Annotated in this window: 18 protein-coding genes; 14 read left to right on the top strand and 4 right to left on the bottom strand. The window is 71.7% G+C overall.

Going from position 1 to position 21,630, the window contains the following annotated elements:
* Window positions 1-35: 35 nt before the first annotated feature.
* Window positions 36-1,214: a transaldolase gene (gene tal / locus CLT75_RS14725; protein ID WP_135241174.1), complete on the bottom strand. Its 1,179-nt coding sequence runs from the start codon at window positions 1,212-1,214 to the stop codon at window positions 36-38.
* Window positions 1,215-1,230: 16 nt separating this feature from the next.
* Window positions 1,231-3,369 carry a transketolase gene (gene tkt / locus CLT75_RS14720; RefSeq protein WP_135241173.1) on the bottom strand — a complete coding sequence of 713 codons (2,139 nt, stop codon included), beginning with the start codon at window positions 3,367-3,369 and terminating at the stop codon, window positions 1,231-1,233.
* Window positions 3,370-3,632: 263 nt separating this feature from the next.
* Here tkt and CLT75_RS14715 point away from each other — a divergent pair, with 263 nt between their 5' ends.
* The 3 genes from CLT75_RS14715 to CLT75_RS14705 all read left to right on the top strand — a co-directional run bounded on the left by CLT75_RS14715 (window position 3,633) and on the right by CLT75_RS14705 (window position 6,069).
* A complete protein-coding gene (locus tag CLT75_RS14715) occupies window positions 3,633-4,592 on the top strand; it encodes a heme o synthase (protein WP_135241172.1) in 960 nt (319 codons plus the stop codon).
* 219 nt (window positions 4,593-4,811) lie between these two features.
* Window positions 4,812-5,144 (top strand): hypothetical protein, encoded by a 333-nt coding sequence (locus CLT75_RS14710; protein ID WP_135241171.1) that lies wholly within the window; start codon window positions 4,812-4,814, stop codon window positions 5,142-5,144.
* A gap of 10 nt (window positions 5,145-5,154) precedes the next feature.
* Entirely contained in the window at window positions 5,155-6,069 is a 915-nt protein-coding gene (locus CLT75_RS14705) for a hypothetical protein (protein ID WP_135241170.1), read from the top strand.
* Window positions 6,070-6,122: 53 nt separating this feature from the next.
* On the opposite strand, the gene CLT75_RS14700 is transcribed toward CLT75_RS14705, so the two are convergent.
* Together CLT75_RS14700 and CLT75_RS14695 are read right to left on the bottom strand one after the other, a co-directional pair.
* Window positions 6,123-7,790: a right-handed parallel beta-helix repeat-containing protein gene (locus tag CLT75_RS14700; protein WP_135241169.1), complete on the bottom strand. Its 1,668-nt coding sequence runs from the start codon at window positions 7,788-7,790 to the stop codon at window positions 6,123-6,125.
* 73 nt (window positions 7,791-7,863) lie between these two features.
* Entirely contained in the window at window positions 7,864-8,826 is a 963-nt protein-coding gene (locus CLT75_RS14695) for a COX15/CtaA family protein (protein ID WP_209310328.1), read from the bottom strand.
* Between the two features lie 98 nt (window positions 8,827-8,924).
* Between CLT75_RS14695 and CLT75_RS14690 the strand changes: the two genes are divergently transcribed.
* The 11 genes from CLT75_RS14690 (at window position 8,925) to CLT75_RS14640 (ending at window position 21,507) form a co-directional block, all read left to right on the top strand.
* Window positions 8,925-9,701 carry a helix-turn-helix transcriptional regulator gene (locus CLT75_RS14690; protein WP_135241167.1) on the top strand — a complete coding sequence of 259 codons (777 nt, stop codon included), beginning with the start codon at window positions 8,925-8,927 and terminating at the stop codon, window positions 9,699-9,701.
* Window positions 9,698-11,128 carry a Fe-S cluster assembly protein SufB gene (sufB, locus tag CLT75_RS14685; protein ID WP_073831403.1) on the top strand — a complete coding sequence of 477 codons (1,431 nt, stop codon included), beginning with the start codon at window positions 9,698-9,700 and terminating at the stop codon, window positions 11,126-11,128. Before CLT75_RS14690 ends, sufB begins: the two co-directional genes overlap by 4 nt.
* Window positions 11,129-11,184: 56 nt before the next feature.
* Window positions 11,185-12,327, top strand: a complete 1,143-nt coding sequence (gene sufD / locus CLT75_RS14680) for a Fe-S cluster assembly protein SufD (protein ID WP_135241166.1) — start codon at window positions 11,185-11,187, stop codon at window positions 12,325-12,327.
* The gene (locus CLT75_RS14675; protein ID WP_013475890.1) at window positions 12,327-12,671 is read left to right on the top strand and encodes a non-heme iron oxygenase ferredoxin subunit; all 345 of its coding nucleotides are present in this window, start codon (window positions 12,327-12,329) and stop codon (window positions 12,669-12,671) included. Before sufD ends, CLT75_RS14675 begins: the two co-directional genes overlap by 1 nt.
* Window positions 12,671-13,444 (top strand): Fe-S cluster assembly ATPase SufC, encoded by a 774-nt coding sequence (gene sufC, locus CLT75_RS14670; protein ID WP_135241165.1) that lies wholly within the window; start codon window positions 12,671-12,673, stop codon window positions 13,442-13,444. Before CLT75_RS14675 ends, sufC begins: the two co-directional genes overlap by 1 nt.
* 8 nt (window positions 13,445-13,452) lie before the next feature.
* A complete protein-coding gene (locus tag CLT75_RS14665; protein ID WP_135241164.1) occupies window positions 13,453-14,757 on the top strand; it encodes a cysteine desulfurase in 1,305 nt (434 codons plus the stop codon).
* Window positions 14,757-15,230 (top strand): Fe-S cluster assembly sulfur transfer protein SufU, encoded by a 474-nt coding sequence (sufU, locus tag CLT75_RS14660; RefSeq protein WP_135241163.1) that lies wholly within the window; start codon window positions 14,757-14,759, stop codon window positions 15,228-15,230. The genes CLT75_RS14665 and sufU overlap by 1 nt, the downstream gene beginning before the upstream one ends.
* Window positions 15,227-15,649 (top strand): metal-sulfur cluster assembly factor, encoded by a 423-nt coding sequence (locus CLT75_RS14655; protein WP_209310327.1) that lies wholly within the window; start codon window positions 15,227-15,229, stop codon window positions 15,647-15,649. Before sufU ends, CLT75_RS14655 begins: the two co-directional genes overlap by 4 nt.
* A 409-nt stretch (window positions 15,650-16,058) precedes the next feature.
* A complete protein-coding gene (locus CLT75_RS14650; RefSeq protein ID WP_135241162.1) occupies window positions 16,059-16,730 on the top strand; it encodes a LysE family transporter in 672 nt (223 codons plus the stop codon).
* A 351-nt stretch (window positions 16,731-17,081) separates the two neighbouring features.
* Window positions 17,082-20,783 carry a reprolysin-like metallopeptidase gene (locus CLT75_RS14645; RefSeq protein ID WP_486485182.1) on the top strand — a complete coding sequence of 1,234 codons (3,702 nt, stop codon included), beginning with the start codon at window positions 17,082-17,084 and terminating at the stop codon, window positions 20,781-20,783.
* 85 nt (window positions 20,784-20,868) lie between these two features.
* The gene (locus CLT75_RS14640) at window positions 20,869-21,507 is read left to right on the top strand and encodes an acVLRF1 family peptidyl-tRNA hydrolase (RefSeq protein WP_167796922.1); all 639 of its coding nucleotides are present in this window, start codon (window positions 20,869-20,871) and stop codon (window positions 21,505-21,507) included.
* The last annotated feature ends 123 nt before the right edge of the window (window positions 21,508-21,630 follow it).

The raw sequence follows: 21,630 nt of genomic DNA, 5'->3' as shown, positions 1-21,630 counted from the left end.
GGGGCCCGGCCCCGGGACGCGTCGGACGCCGTCGGTCACGCGTTGCCGCCGGCCTGCTGCGCCGCCTGCGCGTTCTTCCCGGCGGCCCGGTGCGGGCTGCCCGAGCCCTTGGCCGCCTCGGCGAGGGACTTCTTGACCCCCTCCAGCAGCTCCACCCAGCTCGCCTCGAACTTCTCCACGCCCTCGCGCTCCAGCGTGGCGATCACGTCGGACAGGTCCACGCCCACCGCCAGCAGGTCGTCGAAGACCTGGCGGGCGTCGTCGTACGCGACGGTGACGGTGTCCGCCTTCGTCTCGCCGTGCTCGGCGTAGGCGTGGATGACCGGCTCCGGCATGGTGTTGACGGTGCCGGGCGCGATCAGCTCCTCGACGTAGATGACGTCCCGGTAGTCCGGGTTCTTCGTCGAGGTGGAGGCCCACAGCGGGCGCTGCGGGTGGGCGCCCGCGTCGGCCAGCTTCTGCCAGCGCGCCGAGGAGAACACCTCGCTGTAGCGCTCGTACGCCAGCCGGGCGTTGGCGACAGCGGCCTTGCCGCGCAGCGCCTTGGCCTGGTCGGAGCCGATCTTCTCCAGCCGCTTGTCCACCTCGGTGTCGACCCGGGAGACGAAGAACGAGGCGACCGAGCCGATCTTCGACAGGTCGTGCCCGTTGGCCTTCGCCTGCTCCAGGCCGGCCAGGAAGGCGTCCATCACCTGCGAGTACCGGTCCAGGCCGAAGATCAGCGTGACGTTGACGCTGATCCCCTCGGCCAGGGTCGCGGTGATCGCGGGCAGGCCCTCCTCGGTGGCCGGGATCTTGATGAACAGGTTCGGCCGGTCGACCAGCCACCACAGCGCCTTGGCCTCGGCGACGGTCTTCGCCGCGTCGTGCGCCGAGCGCGGGTCCACCTCGATCGACACCCGGCCGTCCACGCCGCCGCTGACGTCGTACGAGGGGCGCATCACGTCGCAGGCCCACCGCACGTCGTACGTGGTGAGCATGCGGACCGCCTCCTCGACGTCCACGCCGCGTACGGCGAGGTCACGAAGCTGCCAGTCGTACTCGTCGGCGTCGCTCAACGCCTTCGCGAAGATCGTCGGGTTGGTGGTCACCCCGGCTACGTGGCTCTCCCGGCGCAGCTTGTCCAGCCCGCCGGAAGTCAGCCGTACCCGGGAGAGATCGTCGAGCCAGATCGCCACACCGGCGCCCTGGAGCTCCTTCAGCCTGTCCGTCATGCCGTCCACGCTCCCCTCAGTTGCCGGTCGTGAAACCGGTGATGTCGCCCACCCGGGTCAGCGCCGCGTGCGCGGCGGCCACGATCCGGTCGGGGGTGAACCCGAACTGCTCGAAGAGCACGGTGTGCGGCGCGCTGGCGCCGTAGTGCTCGATGCTCACGCACTCGCCGCTGTCGCCGACGATCGCGCGCCACGACATCGCGATGCCCGCCTCCACGCTCACCCGTGCCTTTACCCCGCGAGGCAGCACCGACTCCCGGTACGCCTCGTCCTGGGCGAAGAACCACTCCTGGCAGGGCATGGACACGACCCGGGTGGGGGTGCCGTCGGCCTCCAGCCGCTCCCGCGCGGTGAGGCAGAGCTGCACCTCCGAGCCGGTGCCGACGATGATCACCTGCGGCTTGCCGTTCGACGCCTCGGCCAGCACGTACCCGCCCTTGGCGACGCCCTCGGCGCCGCCCAGGTCGGTGCGGTCGAACGTCGGCAGCGCCTGGCGGCTGAGCGCCAGCGCGGTCGGCCGGTCGGTGTGCTCCAGCGCCTGCCGCCACGCCCAGACCGTCTCGTTGGCGTCGGCCGGGCGGACCACGTCCAGGCCGGGGATGGCGCGCAGCGCGGTCAGGTGCTCGATCGGCTGGTGCGTCGGGCCGTCCTCGCCGAGGCCGATCGAGTCGTGCGTCCAGACGTACGTCACCGGCAGCTTCATCAGCGCGGCCAGCCGTACCGCCGGGCGCATGTAGTCGCTGAACACCAGGAAGGTGCCGCCGTACGGGCGGGTGCCGCCGTGCAGGGCGATGCCGTTGAGGATCGAGCCCATGGCGTGCTCGCGGATGCCGAAGTGCAGCGTGCGGCCGTACTCGTCACCCGGGAAGTCCTTGGTGGCGTGCGCGGCCGGGACGAACGACGGCTCGCCCTTCATCGTGGTGTTGTTGCTCTCGGCCAGGTCGGCCGAGCCGCCCCACAGCTCCGGCAGCACCGGCGCCAGGGCCTCCAGGATCTTGCCGGAGGCGGCCCGGGTGGCGACGCCCTTGGCGTCCGCCGGGAAGGTCGGCAGCGCGTCGGTCCAGCCGGTCGGCAGCGTACGGGTGGCCATCCGGTCCCACAGCGCCTTGCGCTCCGGGTTGGCCTGCGCCCAGGCGTCGAACCCGGTGGTCCACTCGGCCTGCTCCTGCGCGCCGCGCTCCAGCACCTGACGGGCGTGCTTGAGCACCTCCTCGTCGACCTCGAAGGTGCGCTGCGGGTCGAAGCCGAGGATCTCCTTGGTGGCCTTCACCTCGTCCGCGCCGAGCGCCGAGCCGTGGATCTTGCCGGTGTTCTTCTTGTTCGGCGCGGGCCAGCCGATGATGGTGCGCAGCGCGATGAACGACGGCCGGCCGGTCTCCGACTTGGCGGCCAGCAGCGCCTGGTACAGCGCCTCCACGTCCTCGTGGTAGTCGCCCTGGTCAGCGTCGCCGCGGCGCCAGTCGACGGTCTGCACGTGCCAGCCGTACGCCTCGTAGCGGGCCGCCACGTCCTCGCTCTTGGCGATGCGGGTGTCGTCCTCGATCGAGATCTCGTTGTCGTCGTAGATCACGCAGAGGTTGCCGAGCTGCTGGTGACCGGCGAGCGCGCTGGCCTCGTGGGTGATGCCCTCCTCGATGTCACCGTCGGAGGCGATGCACCAGATGTCGTGCCGGAACGGCGAGTCGGCGCGGTCCGGCTCGGGGTCGAACAGGCCGCGCTCGCGGCGGGCCGCCATCGCCATGCCGACCGCGTTGCCGAGGCCCTGGCCGAGCGGACCGGTGGTGGTCTCCACGCCCGGGGTGTGGCCGTGCTCCGGGTGACCCGGGGTGAGCGAGCCCCACTGGCGCAGCGCCTTGAGGTCGTCCAGCGCCAGCGGGTAGCCGGAGAGGAAGAGCTGGATGTAGAGCGTCAGGCTGGAGTGCCCGGCCGACAGCACGAACCGGTCGCGCCCGGCCCAGTTCGGGTCGGCGGGGTTGTGCCGCATGACCCGGTTGAAGAGCAGGTACGCCACCGGGGCGAGGCTCATCGCCGTCCCCGGGTGGCCGTTGCCGGATTTCTCCACGGCGTCCATGGCCAGCACGCGGACCGTGTCGACGGCCCTGCGGTCGAGGTCGGACCAGTTGAGAGCGGGAAGCTCGGGTCGGTTGGCAGCCACGATGGTTGTGCTCCTCGGCAGATGGGCGGAACCCTCACTGATGACCCTATCGAGCGGTGCTAAACGTCCGCCCGGGGATCTCAGCATGCTGTTCTGTACGGATCGCGGACGTCCGGTCGTTCAACCCCAGGTGTGACGGCTCGCACCGTTGCCGGGTCCACGGGGCAGCGAAAACGACGCCGCGTAGTGTGTGGGGCGGTGTGTGGACCCGCAGCGGTCCGGGCCGAACGACCTCCCCTGCCGATGCCGGAAGGTGGCAATCCGTGAGCATGATCACCGAGCGCCCCGTCAGCAACCCTGCCGGGCAGTCGCCGGTGGGCGCGGTGGCGGAGGCGCCGGCGAGCGGCCGGCGGGACGTACGCGCCGTGGTGGCGGCGTACGTGACGCTGACCAAGCCGCGGATCGTCGAGCTGCTGCTGGTCACCACCGTGCCGGCGATGATGCTGGCCCACGGCGGGATGCCGTCGCTGTGGCTGGTCGCCGTGGTGCTGGTCGGCGGGTCGCTCGCGGCCGGCGCGGCGAGCGTCATCAACTGCTACATCGACCGCGACATCGACCAGCTCATGCGGCGCACCAAGCGCCGCCCGCTGCCCGCGCACACCGTGTCGCCGCGCAGCGCGCTGGTCTTCGGTCTGGTGCTGGCGGCCGTCTCGGTGGCGCTGATGGCGGTGGCGACGAACTGGCTGGCGACGGTGCTGACGCTGGCCGCGATCGCCTACTACGACCTGGTCTACACGCTGTGGCTGAAGCGGACCACGGCCGCCAACACGTTCTGGGGCGGCATCTGCGGCGCCGCGCCGGTGCTGATCGGCTGGGCCGCTGTCACCGGCACGCTGGCGCCGGCCGCGTGGGCCCTGTTCGCTGTCGTCTTCTTCTGGCAGATGCCGCACTTCTACGCGCTGGCCATCAAGTACAAGGCCGACTACGCCCGCGCCGGGGTGCCGATGCTGCCGGTGGTGGCCTCGGTCCGGCGGGTGAACGCGGAGATCATCGGCTTCTCCTGGCTGACGGTGCTCTCCTCGCTGGCGGTGTGGCCGCTCGGGATGAGCCCGATCTACGGCGTCACCGCGCTCGTGGTCGGCGGGATCTTCCTCGTCGAGGCGCACAAGCTGTGCCGGCGCGCGACGCGCGGCGAGGCGGTCAAGCCGATGCGGCTGTTCCACTGGTCGACCACGTACCTCACGATCCTCTTCGCGGCCGTCGCGCTCGACGCGCTGCTTTGACCCGCCCGTCCGGCGGTTCATCAGAAATTTTTTTCGGGCTTCCCCGGACGTGTTCAACCCGGACAGATTGTGACGATCCCGCCCGTCCGCTTCGCCCAGATATAAGCGACATGTACGGGCAAATTACCTGTGGTTCTTCTTAAACCGATGGGTAATTGGCATCACATTCAGTTCATGGTTCTCGCACATCCGGGTGGAACTCTGCTTAGGCTTCGCGTCATGGCAGATGGTTCCGATACGACGCTGACGGCTGACAAGACCGCCGAGCAGGCCCCCCACGGCCTGGTCGCGGGCATCAAGTCGTTCGCCGCCGGACACGGCGGCGCGAAGGCGGTCATCGAGTACGTCGGCAAGCGCGGCGCACGGATCGTCCTCGTGGGTTCCGACGGGGTATGGGCGGACCAGTTCGCCGACGGCACGGACGTCGCGCGGCAGGCCTGCGCCAAGGCCGGGGTCGACGTCGAGAACGCCTGGGAGCGTGAACTGATGGACCAGATGCGTCCGAGCAACGACCTGTGGCGGTCGATGGCCCGGCGCACGATGGCCCGTTGACATATACCGAATGACCAACCACCACCAGTCGACCCGGGGGAGACCCCGGGTCGCTTTCGTCACCTGCGCCGAGCTGCCCGACCTCGACCCGGACGACCGGCTCGCGCTCGCCCCGCTCGCCGCCCGCGGCGTCACCGCCGAGATCGCCGTCTGGGACGACCCGGCAGTCGACTGGTCCGGGTACGACCTGGTCGTGCTCCGCTCCCCGTGGGACTACGCCCTGCGCCGGGACGAGTTCGTGGCCTGGGCGCGTACCGTGCCGGCCCTGGTCAACCCGGCCGACGTGGTCGCCTGGAACACCGACAAGCGCTACCTGTCCGAGCTGTCCACCGCCGGAGTGCCCACCGTGCCGACCGAGTGGGTCGAGCCCGGGCAGGCGTGGACGCCGCCGTCCGGGGGCGAGTACGTGATCAAGCCGGCCGTCAGCGCCGGCAGCCAGGACACCGGCCGCTACGACCTGACCGACCCGGAGCACCGCGAGCTGGCGCCGGCCCACGTGCGGCGGCTCTCCGACGCCGGGCGGGTCACCATGGTCCAGCCGTACCTCGACGCGGTGGACACCGCCGGGGAGACCGCCCTGCTGTTCCTGGCCGGGCCCGGCGGCCTGGCGTTCAGCCACGCGATCCGCAAGGGTCCGATGCTGACCGGGCCGGACCTGGGCGAGGCCGCGCTCTACAAGGAGGAGCGGATCGGCGCCCGCGTCGCCACGGCGGCGCAGCGCGCGGTGGCCGAGAAGGTGCTCGCGGTGGTGCCCGGCGGCCCGGACCGCCTGCTCTACGCCCGGGTCGACCTGATCCCCGGCCCGGACGGCGAGCCCGTGCTGGTCGAGCTGGAGCTGACCGAGCCGAGCCTGTTCGTCGGGTACGCCGACGGCGCCCCGGACCGGCTCGCCGACGCGGTGCTCACCCACCTGGCTCGCCGCTGAGGCCGCCGGCCGGGTGACCGCCGCGGCGGCCCGCCCCGGCGCAGGCGCGACGCTCAGTCGCGGTCGCTGTGGTTACGTGCCCAGCGGCCGCCGATCGGCGGCGTGTCCAGCCGCAGCGCGGCCTCGGTGCCGGCCAGGTCGTTGTCCTCGAACGCGCAGGACACGCAGCTGCCCGCCTCGGTGACCCAGATGCCGTACGCCTGGGTGTCGGCGTCCCGGTGCCAGATCCGGTTGCCGCGCACGGTGGCCGAGTCGAACGGCGCGGCGATCGTGATGCCGCCGCACGCCGGCGGAGCATCAGGCAGCTCGTACGCCGTGCCGGGCCCCGGCGTGGCGGCGCTCCAGCCGGTGGAGCCGTCCGGGCGTACCTCGGCCAGGGAGAGCCGGTCGGCGCTGTTGTCGGACACCACGGCGTCGCGGGAGCCGACCCGGACCACCTTGCCCCGGTGCCCGCCCGCGGGCCAGTCCGCGTTGCCGTCGGTGACCTCGCGCGGGCCGTAGCGCACCGCGTCGCCGGAGCCGGAGTGGGCCGGGGCGGAGCGGCGGCCGTTGTCCCGGATCCGGTTGCCGATGATCGACGTGTCAAGCATCGGCCGGTCGATCCGGATGCCGTCCAGCGCGTTCTCCCGGATGTCGTTGTCCTGGATCACCACGTCGGCCGCCGCGCCCCGGTAGCCGTGGCCCAGGTCGTGCTCGTGGTAGCCGAAACCGCCGTTGCGGCTGATCCGGTTGCCCTGCACCGCGTACGGGCCGGGGGTGTTGCCCATGCTGATGCCGTCGCCCACGTTGGCGTCGATCACGCAGCCGGTGAGCAGGCCGCCGCGCCCGGCCACCCCGGCGGTGCCGTTGCCGGACACGTCGAAGCCGGCCTCCAGGTTGTTCGTCATGGTGCAGCCGGAGACGATCAGCCCGTCCGCGCCCCAGTCGGAGATGCCGAACCGGTTGGCCTGGCTGTGGCAGCCGATGATCCGGATGCCGCGCGGCGGGGTCCAGTAGTCCTTCTGCAGCTCCAGGAAGATGCCGTTGGTGCCGTTGCCGATGGTGGTGCAGTTGGCGATGGTGAGGCGCTCCACGTCACCCCAGCCGCCGATGCCGACGCCGATGCCGGCACCGCCCATCTGGTCCTCGTTGTCCAGGCGGCCGCACCCCACCGTCACCACCCCGTCGATCAGGCTGTCCTGGAGGAAGTCGCAGCCCAGGCCGGTGGCGCCGGTGTGGTGGATGTAGAGGTTGCGGAACACGCCGCGCACCACGTACTGCAGGCCCAGCCCTTTGGCCAGGTAGTCGTAGGCGGTCTGGGCCACGCCGGAGCCGTCGATCTCGAAGTCGGCGAACGTGCAGTCGGTGATGTGCCGGTCCCGGTCCGCGCCGTGCTGCACGGTGGTCCAGAAGGCGAGCGGGACCGGCGCGCTGCGGTTGCCCTCGTTGCTGAGCAGGAAGCGCGTCGCCGCCGGCCCGGCGCCGAGCAGCGAGACGCCGCTGCGCCAGACGGTCCCGGCGTCGCGGATCGAGTACAGGCCGGGCGGGCAGTAGATCACCCGGGCCCGGCCGTCGGCGTCGTACCCGGCGCCGAGGCGGTCCACCAGCGCCGCCAGGGCGGGCTGGTCGTTGGTGACCCCGTCGCCGGTGAGGCCGTACTCGCGGGCGTCGCACCACAGCGGCGCGCCGGCGACCGGGGTCAGCCGTTGCGGGGTGGTGGTGGAGAGGCTCTTGCGCGACACGGGGAGCTCCCCTCGGGCGACGGTCGGTGGCCCGGACCGCTTTCCCGCTCCCGCCGCCCGGTAACGCCCGCGCTCAGGCGGCGGCGCCCACCCGTTGCGCGGCGGGCGCGGCCGGGGCCTCCGGGGCGGCCGGCAGCCGCTCCCGGGTCGCCCAGAGCACGCCGAGGGTGGCCAGCAGCACCAGGCAGGAGCCGAGCATGTGGGCGCCGACCAGCACGGCGGGCAGGTGGGTGAAGTACTGGACGAAGCCGATCACGCCCTGGCCCAGTTCGACCGCGATCAGCACCGCGGCGGCCCGGGCCGCCCGCGCCGCGCCGACCGCCCGGAACGCGAAGTACAGCGCCACCGACAGGCCGATCAGCAGGAAGACGCCGTCGGCGTGCACCTGGGAGATCGCCGCCGGGTCCAGGCCGTTGCGGGCCGCGCCGTGGTCGCCGGCGTGCGGTCCGCTGCCGGTCACCCACGTGCCGACCACCAGCACCGACGCGCTCACCGCCATGGTGATCCAGGCGAGCGTACGCAGCGGCGCCGGCACGGTCGGCGCCACCGGCCCGTCCGGGTCCTTGATGCGCCGCCAGAGCGCGTACGCGACCGCGATCACCGCCATCGAGGCGAGGAAGTGCAGCCCGACCACCCACGGGTTGAGGTTGGTGAGCACGGTGATGCCACCGATGATCGCCTGGGCCGGGATGCCGAACAGCACGCCCACGGCCAGCGGCAGCGTCCCGCGGCGGCGGGGGCGGTGCGCCAGCACGGCCAGCACCACGGCGAGCGCGATGATCCCGACCGCGAAGGTGAGCAGCCGGTTGCCGAACTCGATCACCCCGTACACGCCCATCTCGGGCGTGGTGGTGTAGGAGTCCTCGGTGCACCGGGGCCAGGTGGGGCAGCCGAGGCCGGAGGCGGTGAGCCGGACGGCCCCGCCGGTGACCACGATCGCGACGTTCGCGATGATCGAGGCGAGCGCGAGGCGGCGCAGCAGCGTGGCGGAGACCGGAAACCGGACGGATCGCTTCACGAAGCGAATCCTACGCACCGTAGTTGATCCCGATCGGGTGACTCCGGCACCCCGGTGGTCGGAATCACCGGACCCCGGGTTTGCGGGCCCCCAGCGAATTACGTAACGTTGCTGTTGTGAAAAACGCGGCGGCGCTCTCCCGAACGCCGGTGACCGGTCCGGTCGCCGGTGGTTCGCGCGCACGTCGCGGCGTACGGTCCGGCGAGCGGGAGACCGCTCCGGCCGACCTGTCGACCCGCGACCGGGTCACCCAGCTGCTGCTGGAGCGTGGTCCCACCACCGCCGCGCAGCTCGGCTCGGCGCTCGGCCTGAGCCCGGCCGCGATCCGCCGCCACCTCGACGCGATGCTCGCCGACGGTGACGTGATCGCCCGCGACCAGACCGTCCGCGGCAGCCGCGGGCGCGGCCGTCCGGCGAAGGTCTTCGCGCTCACCGAGGCGGGCCGCGGCCGCTGCGGCACCCACCACTACGACAACATGGCCACCGCCGCGCTGCGGTGGATCGCCCGCACCGGCGGCACCGAGGCGGTCGCGGCGTTCGCGGCCGAGCAGGTCTCCGCGCTGGAGGCCCGCTGCCGGTCGGCCATGGAGGACGCCGGAGACGCCCCGCTCGCGCGGGCGGAGGCGCTCGCCGGCGCGCTGACCGCCGAGGGTTACGCTGCCAACGCGTCCACGATCGCCTCCGGCGGCCAGCTCTGCCAGCACCACTGCCCGGTGGCGCACGTGGCCGCCGAGTTCCCTCAGCTGTGCGAGGCCGAGACCGAAGTGATCTCCCGTCTGGTCGGCACTCACGTACAGCGCCTGGCCACCATCGCGCACGGCGACGGCGTGTGCACCACGCACATTCCCGCCCAGTCCGGTTCCACCGTCACCACTGTGAGGACAGATAGATGACCGAGCAGATCGTCCAGCCCCTGACCCAGGAGGAACAGCTCGCGGCCCTCGGCCGGTACGAGTACGGCTGGGCCGACCCCGACGTCGCCGGGGCGTCCGCCCAGCGCGGCCTCAGCGAGGCGGTGGTGCGGGACATCTCGGCCAAGAAGAACGAGCCGGCCTGGATGCTCGACCTGCGGCTCAAGGGCCTGCGGCTGTTCGGCCGCAAGCCGATGCCGAACTGGGGCGCCGACCTCACCGGGATCGACTTCGACAACATCAAGTACTTCGTGCGGTCCACCGAGAAGCAGGCCACCTCCTGGGAGGAGCTGCCCGAGGACATCAAGAACACCTACGACAAGCTCGGCATCCCGGAGGCGGAGAAGCAGCGCCTGGTCGCCGGTGTCGCGGCGCAGTACGAGTCCGAGGTGGTCTACCACCAGATCCGTGAGGACCTGGAGGAGCAGGGTGTCGTCTTCCTGGACACGGACACCGCGCTCAAGGAGCACGAGGACCTGTTCAAGGAGTACTTCGGCACGGTGATCCCGGTCGGCGACAACAAGTTCGCCGCGCTGAACACCTCCGTCTGGTCCGGTGGCTCGTTCATCTACGTGCCGAAGGGCGTGCACGTGGACATCCCGCTGCAGGCCTACTTCCGGATCAACACGGAGAACATGGGCCAGTTCGAGCGGACGCTGATCATCGTCGACGAGGGCGCGTACGTGCACTACGTCGAGGGCTGCACCGCGCCCATCTACTCCTCCGACTCGCTGCACAGCGCCGTCGTGGAGATCATCGTCAAGAAGAACGCCCGGTGCCGGTACACGACCATCCAGAACTGGTCGAACAACGTCTACAACCTGGTCACCAAGCGCGCCGTGTGCCACGAGGGCGCGACCATGGAGTGGGTCGACGGCAACATCGGCTCCAAGGTCACCATGAAGTACCCGGCGGTCTACATGACCGGCGAGCACGCCAAGGGCGAGGTGCTCTCGGTCGCGATGGCCGGCGAGGGCCAGCACCAGGACGCCGGCGCCAAGATGGTGCACGCCGCGCCGCACACCTCCTCGACCATCGTGTCGAAGTCGATCGCCCGGGGCGGCGGCCGCACCTCGTACCGCGGTCTGGTGCAGGTGCTGGAGGGCTCGACCAGCAGCAAGAGCACGGTCAAGTGCGACGCGCTCCTGGTCGACACGATCTCCCGCTCGGACACCTACCCGTACGTCGACATCCGCGAGGACGACGTGTCGATGGGGCACGAGGCGACCGTCTCCAAGGTCAGCGAGGACCAGCTCTTCTACCTGATGAGCCGGGGCCTGAGCGAGGACGAGGCGATGGCGATGATCGTGCGCGGCTTCATCGAGCCGATCGCCAAGGAGCTCCCGATGGAGTACGCGCTGGAGCTCAACCGCCTGATCGAGCTGCAGATGGAGGGCGCGGTCGGCTGACGCCGCCCGCCCTCCGCCTCACCTGACACCTCGTCGCAGAACAGACCAAGGAAGAGATGACTACCCAGGCTTCCGCACCGCCCACGACCAAGTCGCAGGCGCTCCGCTCGTACGACGTCGCCGACTTCCCGGCCCTGACCGGCCTGGAGGAGGAGTGGCGCTTCACCCCGCTCAAGCGCCTGCGCGGCCTGACCGGGTCGGCGCAGGGCGCGACCGGCACGGTCCGGCACGAGTACGGTGACCTGCCCGAGGGCGTCACCGTCGACCGGATCGGCCGGGACGACCCCCGGATGGGCAGCGTGCTCACCCCGTTCGACCGGGTCAGCGCGCTCGCGTACGGCGGGGCCGACGGCGCGCTGCTGGTGCGCGTCGACCGCGACGCGGTGGTGGAGCAGCCGGTGCGCCTGCGGGTGGTCGGCGAGAACGCCGAGGCGCTCGCCTTCGGCCACACGTTCGTCGAGGTGGACCGGTTCGCCGAGGCCACCGTGGTGATCGAGCACGTCGGCTCGGCCACGCTTGCCGACAACGTCGAGGTGACTGTGGGCGACGGGGCGAAGCTGACCCTGGTCACCGTCGCCGACTGGGCCGACGACGCGGTGCAGGCGCAGCACCTCAAGGTGCGGCTGGGCCGCGACGCCCGGATCCTGCACGTGCAGGTCAGCCTCGGCGGCGACCTGGTCCGGCAGTACACGTCGGTGGAGTACACCCAGCGCGGCGGCGAGGCCGAGCTGTACGGCGTCTACTTCGCCGACTCCGGCCAGCACCTGGAGCACCGGCAGCTGGTCGACCACACCGTGCCGGACTGCCGCAGCAACGTCGGCTACCGGGGCGCGCTGCAGGGCGACGACGCGCACACGGTCTGGGTCGGCGACGTGCTGATCCGCGCCGAGGCGACGGGCACCGACACGTACGAGATCAACCGGAACCTGCTGCTCACCGACGGCGCGCGGGCCGACTCCGTACCCAACCTGGAGATCGAGACCGGCGAGATCGCCGGCGCCGGGCACGCCAGCGCGACCGGCCGGTTCGACGACGAGCAGCTGTTCTACCTGATGGCCCGGGGCATCCCGGAGGCCGAGGCGCGGCGCCTGGTGGTGCGCGGCTTCTTCGCCGAGCTGATCAACAAGATCCCGGTCGAGGACCTGCGCGAGCGCCTCGGTGACGCCATCGAGGCCCGGCTGGCGAAGGCCGGCGCCTGATGCTCAAGATCTGCTCCACCGAGGACGTGCCGAAGGGCACCGCGATCAGCGCCGACGTGGACGGCGTGCAGGTCGCGATCGTGCACGGCGAGGACGACGTGTTCTACGCGGTGCACGACGAGTGCTCGCACGCCGCCGTGGCGCTGTCCGAGGGCGAGGTCGAGGGCTGCACGCTGGAATGCTGGCTGCACGGATCCCGTTTCGACCTGCGTACCGGTGAGCCCACCGGGCTGCCCGCGACCGAACCCGTACCCGTCTATCCCGTCGAAGTCCGCGACGGCGACATCTACCTTTCCGTGGACGGCGACGGCCGTCCGCTGCCGAGCAATGGAGTGACCCGCTGATGAGCACCCTGGAGATCCGCGACCTGAAGGTGTCGGTCAAGCTGCCCGAGGGTGAGCTCAAGCCGATCCTGCACGGGGTCGACCTGACCGTGCGCTCCGGTGAGACGCACGCCATCATGGGCCCGAACGGCTCCGGCAAGTCCACGCTGGCGTACTCGATCGCCGGTCACCCGAAGTACGAGATCACCGGCGGCGAGGTGACCCTCGACGGCGAGGACGTGCTGTCCATGTCCGTCGACGAGCGGGCCCGCGCCGGCCTCTTCCTGGCCATGCAGTACCCGGTCGAGGTCCCCGGCGTGTCGGTGGCCAACTTCCTGCGTACCGCCAAGACCGCCATCGACGGCGAGGCGCCGAAGCTGCGCACCTGGGCCGGCGAGCTGCGCGGCGCCATGGAGAAGCTCCAGATGGACCCGGCGTTCGCCCAGCGCAACGTCAACGAGGGCTTCTCCGGCGGCGAGAAGAAGCGGCACGAGATCGTGCAGCTGGAGCTGCTCAAGCCGAAGATGGCGATCCTCGACGAGACCGACTCCGGTCTGGACGTGGACGCGCTGCGCGTGGTCAGCGAGGGCGTGAACCGGGTGCGCGACACCGGCGACACCGGCCTGCTGCTGATCACCCACTACACGCGCATCCTGCGCTACATCAAGCCCGACTTCGTGCACGTCTTCGTGGCCGGCCGGATCGTCGAGCAGGGCGGCCGGGAGCTGGCCGACAAGCTCGAGGAAGAGGGCTACGAGCGGTACGCCGCCGGGGCCGGCGCGGCGCGGGCCTGAGACTCGACATGACCTCGATGGCCATCCCGGCGGGCATGCCGCAGTACGACGACGTGCCCCGCTTCGACGTGGCGAAGGTGCGGGCCGACTTCCCGATCCTCGACCGGGAGGTCAACGGTCACCCGCTCGTCTACCTGGACAGCGCCAACACCTCGCACAAGCCGCGGCAGGTGCTCGACGTGCTCGCCGAGCACTACGCGCTGCACAACGCCAACGTGTCGCGCTCGGTGCACACGCTGGGCACCGAGGCGACCGAGGCGTACGAGGGCGCGCGGGCGAAGATCGCCGCGTTCATCAACGCGCCGAGCGTGGACGAGGTGGTGTTCACCAAGAACTCCACCGAGGCGATCAACCTCGTGGCGTACGCGTTCTCCAACGCCTCGCTGCGCGCGGACGGCGACCCGCGGTTCCGGCTGGGCCCCGGCGACGAGATCGTGATCTCCGAGATGGAGCACCACTCGAACATCGTCCCGTGGCAGCTGCTGGCGGAGCGTACCGGCGCGACGCTGCGCTGGTTCCCGGTCACCGACCAGGGCCGGCTCGACGAGTCCGGCCTGGACGACCTGGTCACCGAGCGGACGAAGATCGTCTCGCTGGTGCACATGTCGAACATCCTCGGCACCGTCAACGCCACCGCGCGGATCACCGCGCGGGTCCGCGAGGTCGGCGCGCTGCTGCTGCTCGACTGCTCGCAGTCGGTGCCGCACCTGCCGATGGACGTGGTCGACTACGACGCCGACTTCATCGTCTTCACCGGGCACAAGATGTGCGGCCCGACCGGCATCGGCGTGCTCTGGGGCCGGGGCGAGCTGCTCGCCGCGATGCCCCCGGTGATGGGCGGCGGCTCGATGATCGAGACGGTGACGATGGCGGGCTCGACGTTCGCCGCACCGCCGGCCCGGTTCGAGGCGGGCACCCCGCCGATCGCCGAGGCGGTGGCGCTCGGCGCGGCGGTGGACTACCTCACCGCGATCGGCATGCCGGCTGTTCAGTGGCACGAGAAGGAGCTGACGGCGTACGCGCTCGACGCCCTCGCCACCGTGCCGGACTTGCGGATCTTCGGCCCGACGGTGCCGGTGGGCCGGGGCGGGACGATCTCGTTCGCGCTCGGTGACGTGCACCCGCACGACGTCGGGCAGGTGCTCGACTCGCTCGGCGTGCAGGTGCGGGTGGGGCACCACTGCGCCAAGCCGGTGTGCACCCGGTTCGGGGTGCCGGCCATGACGCGGGCGTCGTTCTACCTCTACACCACCACCGCGGAGATCGACGCCCTGGTGGCGGGTCTGGAGCGGGTGCGGAAGGTGTTCCAGTGATGCAGCTCGAATCCCTCTACCAGGAGATCATCCTGGACCACTACAAGCACCCGCACGGCCGTGGCCTGCGGGACGCGACGGACCCGGCCGTCCGGGTCGGCGAGGCGCACCACGTCAACCCGACCTGCGGCGACGAGATCACCGTGCGGGTGGCGACCGACGGCAGCGTGTTCACCGACATCTCGTACGACGGGATGGGCTGCTCGATCAGCCAGGCGTCGGCGAGCATCCTGCACGAGCTGCTGCGCGGCAAGGCCGCGAGCGACGCCGCCGTGGTGCACGAGGCGTTCGTGGAGTTGATGTCCGGGCGGGGCCAGGTCACGCCGGACGAGGACGTGCTCGGAGACGGGGTGGCGTTCGCGGGTGTCGCGCGCTACCCGGCCCGGGTCAAGTGCGCGCTGTTGTCGTGGATGGCGTTCAAGGACGCCGCGGCACGCGCCGGGGTGGGCGTGAGCCCGGAGGTGAAGGCATGAGCGACGAGAACATGACCTCGGAGACCGGCGCGGTGGCCACCGACGGCACCGTTGCCGGTGGCGCGGCCGCGGGTGGGGCGTCGCCGGCCGGCGGCAAGGCCGCGATCGGTGACATCGAGGAGGCGATGAAGGACGTCGTCGACCCCGAGCTGGGCATCAACGTGGTCGACCTCGGCCTGGTGTACGGCGTCCACGTCGACGACGAGAACGTCGCCACCCTGGACATGACGCTGACCTCGGCGGCCTGCCCGCTGACCGACGTCATCGAGGACCAGGCGCGGCAGGCGCTGACCACCGGTCCCGGCGGCGGCCTGGTCAACGACATCCGGATCAACTGGGTCTGGCTGCCGCCGTGGGGCCCCGACAAGATCACCGACGAGGGGCGCGACCAGCTCCGCTCGCTCGGCTTCAACGTCTGACCGTTCTCGCGGTCACCGCCACGGGCGCGACACCCCAACCAGGGGTGCCGCGCCCGCAGCGTCTCCCGGCCTTGCCCGCTCCCAGCTGCTGAGACTTCGCGTCCACCCGCCCCGAGCCGGACCTGACCGCGCCGCACGGTCCCGGCCACCCGCACACCCCTACCCGTCGATCTTGCACATCCTGCCCGGGCGGAGCGGACATTCCGACCATCTCCAGGGCCGCAAGTGCAAGATCGCGAGGGCGAAGGAGGGGAGGGATGAGGTGGAAATGGGTCGCGGGGTGGGGGAGTGGGGCGCAGGATGAGCGGGTGATCGAGGCGTGCCCGAAGCAGGCTCCTGTCCGTGCGGCCACCGCCGCGCGTCGACAGCGCACCCTGCCCTCGGCCGCCTCGACCCATCATTCGTCGTCGTGACCGGGGCGTTCCTGGCCGGCCTGGTCGCCGGCTACGGCGTCGCCATTCCGGTCGGCGCGATCGCGATCCTCATTCTCGGACTCAGCGCCCGTACCTCGTTCCGGGTCGGTGCGGCTGCGGCGCTCGGCGTGGCCACCGCCGACGGGCTCTACGCTGCCGTGGCGGCGCTCGGCGGGGCCGCGGTGGCGAGCGGGCTCGCGCCGTTCGCGGGTCCGCTGCGGCTGGTCGCCGCGGGAGTGCTGCTGGTTCTCGCCTGCCTCACCGCCCGGCGCGCGCTGCGTCCACCAGCCACAACGCACCCGCCGAGCCCGTCGGCCACCACGCACCCGTCGGGCACGACGCAGGAGCCGGGCGCGCGGGGTGGCCTGGACACGCCGGTGCGGGCGTTCGGCGCGGTTCTCGCGCTGACCCTGCTCAACCCGGCCACTGTGGTCTACTTCGTGGCGCTCGTCCTCGGCCGGGGTGACGTGCTCGACTCCGGCGCGCCGGCCGCTGCCGCCTTCACCCTCGGCGTGTTCCTCGCCTCGGCGAGCTGGCAGGTGCTGATCGCCGGGGGCGGCTCGCTGATCGGCCGGGCCCTCACCGGCCCCCGGGGGCGGCGGGTCACCGCGCTGCTGTCCAGCGTCATCATCGCCGCTCTCGCCGTCGCCACGGTGCTCGGCGTGTGACCGACGTGGACACGACCATGTGTCGGGCCGATTGCGGACCGGTTCATGACCCGTTACCCGCGGATCGGCCGAACCGGCAGTCGCGGCTGACGGAAGGCACCGTTCCGGTCCCGCGTCCGACCACAGGTGTCCTCGGCCGTCAGGTCGGCCGTCTCCGCTGTGCGAAGCGCGGATCCCGCAGGCCGGGACGACCCGGATCACCGTCCAGGTAGAACCACATCGTCTTTGCGGGTGATGTTCGGGCTCGCGAGTGGTCCTAGGGTCACGGAACAATCCGTGGACCGTTCACGTACGTCCGGTCATCCCCGCCGGTCGTGCGTCAGTCCACACTCGACCGAACAGGGAGAAGACTTGAGGATCACCCTCGGGCGCCCGCCGCGCGACCGGCAACCCGCCGGACGACCTCGGCGCGGACGGACCGCTGCCCTCCTCGTCGCCGCGCTGGCCGCGGCGACGCTTCCCGTTCTCGCGGCGCCCGCGCCCGCCTCCGCCGCACCCGGCGTCCACGGACCGTGGCAGAAGGTGGACGGCAAGCCGGCCGCCACCAAGGCGGGGCGCAAGGCCGCCGTCAAGGCCAAGCGGCTGACCGTGTACAAGCTGGACCGCGGCACCATGCAGGGCCTGCTGGACAAGGCGCCGGCCGAGAAGCGCGTGGCGGTGGCCCGCGTGGCGAAGCAGGTGGTGTCGCTGCCCGCTCCGGACGGCACGTTCCAGCGCTTCGAGCTGGTCGACTCGCCGGTCATGGAGGCCGGCCTGGCCGCGAAGCACCCGGAGATCACCACGTACGCCGGCAAGGGCCTGGACGACCCGGCGGCGACCATCCGCGCGGACCTCACCCCGCTCGGGTTCCACGCCTCGGTCCGGTCGGCCAAGGGCAACTGGTACATCGACCCGTACTACCAGCGCGACCAGAGCCTGTACGCGAGCTACTTCGCCCGCGACCTGGAGCACCCGGAGGGCGAGTTCGTCGAGCGTGAGGACGTCACGCAGGAGGCGCACGCCCTGGCCGAGGAGATCGCCGAGGCGGAGGTCCCGGCCGGGCCGCTGGTGAAGCTGCGCACCTACCGGGTGGCGCTGGTGACCGACCCGTCGTACGCCACCTACTTCGGCGCGGAGAACGTCACCGCCGCGAAGGTGACGCTGATGAACCGGGTCACCCAGATCTACGAGGACGAGACCGCGATCCGGCTCGTCCTGATCAACGACACCGACAAGACCAACCTGAACACGCCGGCCCTGGCCACCGAGCCGAACGGCCCGTGCGGCGCGGCGGCCTGCTTCACGCCGGCGCAGCTCACCTCGTGCGGCAGCGGCACGCTCAGCCGGAACCGGATCGTGCTCGGCCAGCTGGTCGGCGCGAGCAACTACGACGTGGGCCACATCGGCCTGGGCGTCAACGGCGGCGGCGTGGCGAGCCTCGGCGTGATCGGCGGCAACGGCAAGGCGCAGGGCTGCACCGGCCTGCCGACGCCGGTCGGCGACTTCTACGCGGTCGACTACGTCTCGCACGAGATGGGTCACCAGTTCGCCGGCAACCACACCTTCAACGGCACCCAGTACAACTGCTCGGGCGGCAACCGCAGCGCGGCCAACTCGTACGAGCCGGGCAGCGGTTCGTCGATCATGGCGTACGCGGGCATCTGCCAGCAGGACAACCTCCAGCCGCACAGCGACCCGTACTGGTCGCACCGCAGCTACACCGAGATCACCAACTACGTCACCTCGAACCGTCCGGCGATCAACGAGGTGCAGAACGTCTCGCTGTACGGGTTCGACGCCGACGGTGACTCGTTCACCGTCCGCTACGCGGGCGCCGACTCGGCGCCGATCGTGCGGGGCGTCAACTACACCACCGCCGGCATCAAGGCCGCCATCGAGGGCATCGCCGGCTGGCCGGCCGGCGCGACCGTCACGGTGGCCGCGTTCGGTGGCAGCGGCGCGCTCAACGACAACGGTTTCCAGGTGACCTTCGGCGGCACGCTGGCGACCACGAACGTGGCGTCGCTGGAGCTGACGAACGCCTCCGGCGCCTCCGGCTTCGTCGGCGAGACGGCCAAGGGCGGCGCCATCGACAACGGCGGCTGGCTGGTCGAGGAGACCACCAACCACGCCCCGGTGGTCACCGTGCCGGACACCGTCACCATCCCGGTGCGTACGCCGTTCGCGCTGACCGGCAGCGCCACCGACGCCGACGGCGACACCGTCACGTACCTGTGGGAGCAGAACGACAGGGGCGCCACGACCGGTACCGCGCTGACGAACAACACCAAGGTCAACGGTCCGCTGTTCCGGGTGTTCGGCGAGGCGGCGATCGTGTCGCCGACCGACACGCTGAAGTACCACTCGCCGGGTCTGAACTCGGTCACCACCGACTCGACCCGGGTCTTCCCGGACATGAGGCAGATCCTGGCCGGCAACACCAACGCCGCCACCGGCGCCTGCCCGGCGGCCCCGGCACCGCCGGCCACCGGTGGCGCGTCGAACGTGCCGGCCGAGCTGGTGGACTGCTACTCCGAGTTCCTGCCCACCCGCGACTGGGTCGGCATGGCCGGCGACCGGACCCTGCACTTCAAGCTCACCGCCCGGGACGGGCGGCTGGGTGGCGGCGGCATCGGCAGCGCCGACGTCGCCGTGATGCTGGCGCCGGATGCGGGCCCGTTCCTGGTGACCTCGCAGGACACCGCCGCCGTCCTGGACGGCGGCTCGACCCAGACCGTGACGTGGGACGTCGCCGGCACCGACGTGGCACCGGTGAACGCCGCGCAGGTGAAGATCTCGCTGTCCGCCGACGGCGGACTGACCTTCCCGTACGTGCTGGCGGAGCAGACCGCCAACACCGGCTCGGCGACGGTGACGCTGCCGAACGTGGCGACCGAGAAGGCCCGGATCAAGATCGAGGCGGTCGGCAACGTCTTCTTCGACGTCAACGACGCCGACTTCACCATCCGGTCCGCCCCGGCCGTCACCAGCACCGCCCCGGACGGCGTGCGCGTGCAGTACAGCGACGCGCTCTCGCCCGCCGTCACGGTCACCGCCACCGACGGCGACACCGCCGGCGCGGACCTGACCGCTGCGGCCACCGGGCTGCCCGCCGGCCTGTCCCTGGCCGTCGCGAGCACCTCCGCGACCGACGCCCGCCCGGGTACGCGTACCTGGACGGTCGCCGGCACCACCACGGCGGCCCCGGGCGACTACCCGGTCACCGTGACCGTCTCCGACGGCTCCGGGCTGACCGGCGGCACCTCGTTCACGATCACCGTCGCCGCCGAGGACGCGGCGGTCAGCTGGGCCGGTGACACGCTGGTGAACACGGCGACCGGCGGCGCGTCCGGCCAGGCCCTGCTGCGGGCCGTGCTCCGGGATAGCTCGGTGCTGCCCGGCGCCACGGACACCACAGCGGGTGACATCCGTACCGCCACGGTCACCTTCACCGAGGACGGCGTGACGCTGTGCACCGCCGTGCCGGCCCTGCTCGGCACGGCCACCACCGCCGCGTCCGCGGCGTGCACGGCCACCCTGCCGAAGGGCACGCACACCGTCACCGCGACGGTAGGCGGCAACTACACGGGCAGCACCACCGCCCAGGTGACTGTCGCCGTCTCCGACGGCGGGTTCCTCACCGGCGGCGGCGAGTTCACCGCCACCCGTTCGGCGGGGACCTACCCGGCGGACGTGAACTCCACAGTCGAGGTGGAGCTGAACGCGAAGCCGGGCAAGGCGAACAAGCCCGCCACGGGCAAGGCCGAGGTCGAGTTCCGCTCCGGCGGGAAGTCGTACACGATCAAGGCCGACACGGTCGACGCGCTGGGCATCACCTCGGCGGGCCGTACCGCCCAGGTGCGCTACCAGGCCGCCCTGTACGACAACAAGGGCAAGCTGGTGGCCGCCGGCCTGACCCTGGTGGTGACGGTGACCGACCGGGGCGCCCCCGGTAGGAACGACACCGTCGGGGTCACGCTGTGGAAGGGCGGCGCCCTGCTCCTCTCGTCCGACTGGACGGGCGGCGCGACCGCCGAGGTGAAGCTGAAGGGCGGCAACCTCACCGTCCACTGATCCACGCGGTAGGCGCGGGAGGGCACCGGTCACGGTGTCCTCCCGCGTTGCGTACCCCGGCCCGACGATGGCGTACCGTCGGGCCATGAGCAGCCGACCCGCCGCCGGGGGTGGCCGGTGGGTCGAGGTCGACCCCGGCCGCGTCGCCCGCTGGGTCGAGGGTTTCACCGGCCGGCACGGCCCGCCGGTGACGACCGTCCAGGAGTACGGGCTCCTGCTCACCGCCCCGGACGGCGCCACCGCCGAACTGCACACCCCACCCGGCGCGAGCGCGTCGGCGGACGTACCCGGATTCGTCGCCTCCGCTACGGCGGCCCGCCGGCTCGGTCTGCTGCTGGCCCGCAAGGGCGCTGTGGCGGTCGGCGTCGCCGACGGCACCGACCTGGTGGTCTCCAAGGTGGACACCCGGTACGTGCAGGGGCGTACCGCGGCCGGCGGCTGGTCCCAGCAGCGGTTCGCCCGGCGGCGCGACAACCAGGCGAAGGCCGCCCTGGGCGACGCGGCCGAGCTGGCCGTACGCCTGCTGTTGCCGGAGGCGGGCACGCTGGCGGCGCTGGTGTGCGGCGGCGACCGGCGCGCGGTGGACACGGTCCTGACCGACCGGCGGCTGGCCCCGCTCGCGGCGCTGCGCGCGCCGCGCCTGCTCGACGTGCCGGAACCGCGGCACGCGGTGCTGGTGGCCGCGGTCGCCGCCGCCCGGGCGGTCCACATCCTGGTCCGCTGAACAGGAAAGATCACCTCAAGACGGCGCAATCCCGCTCCTCGATGATGCATCGAATCGGCTCGATGCATATGGTCGGGGTCACGAAGCGGCGGGTCTCCGGGCGACCCGCAGGGCCCGCTTCGC

It is taken from the genome of Micromonospora sp. CNZ285 (assembly GCF_004637285.1).
This window is presented reverse-complemented; position numbering and strand designations above follow the sequence as displayed.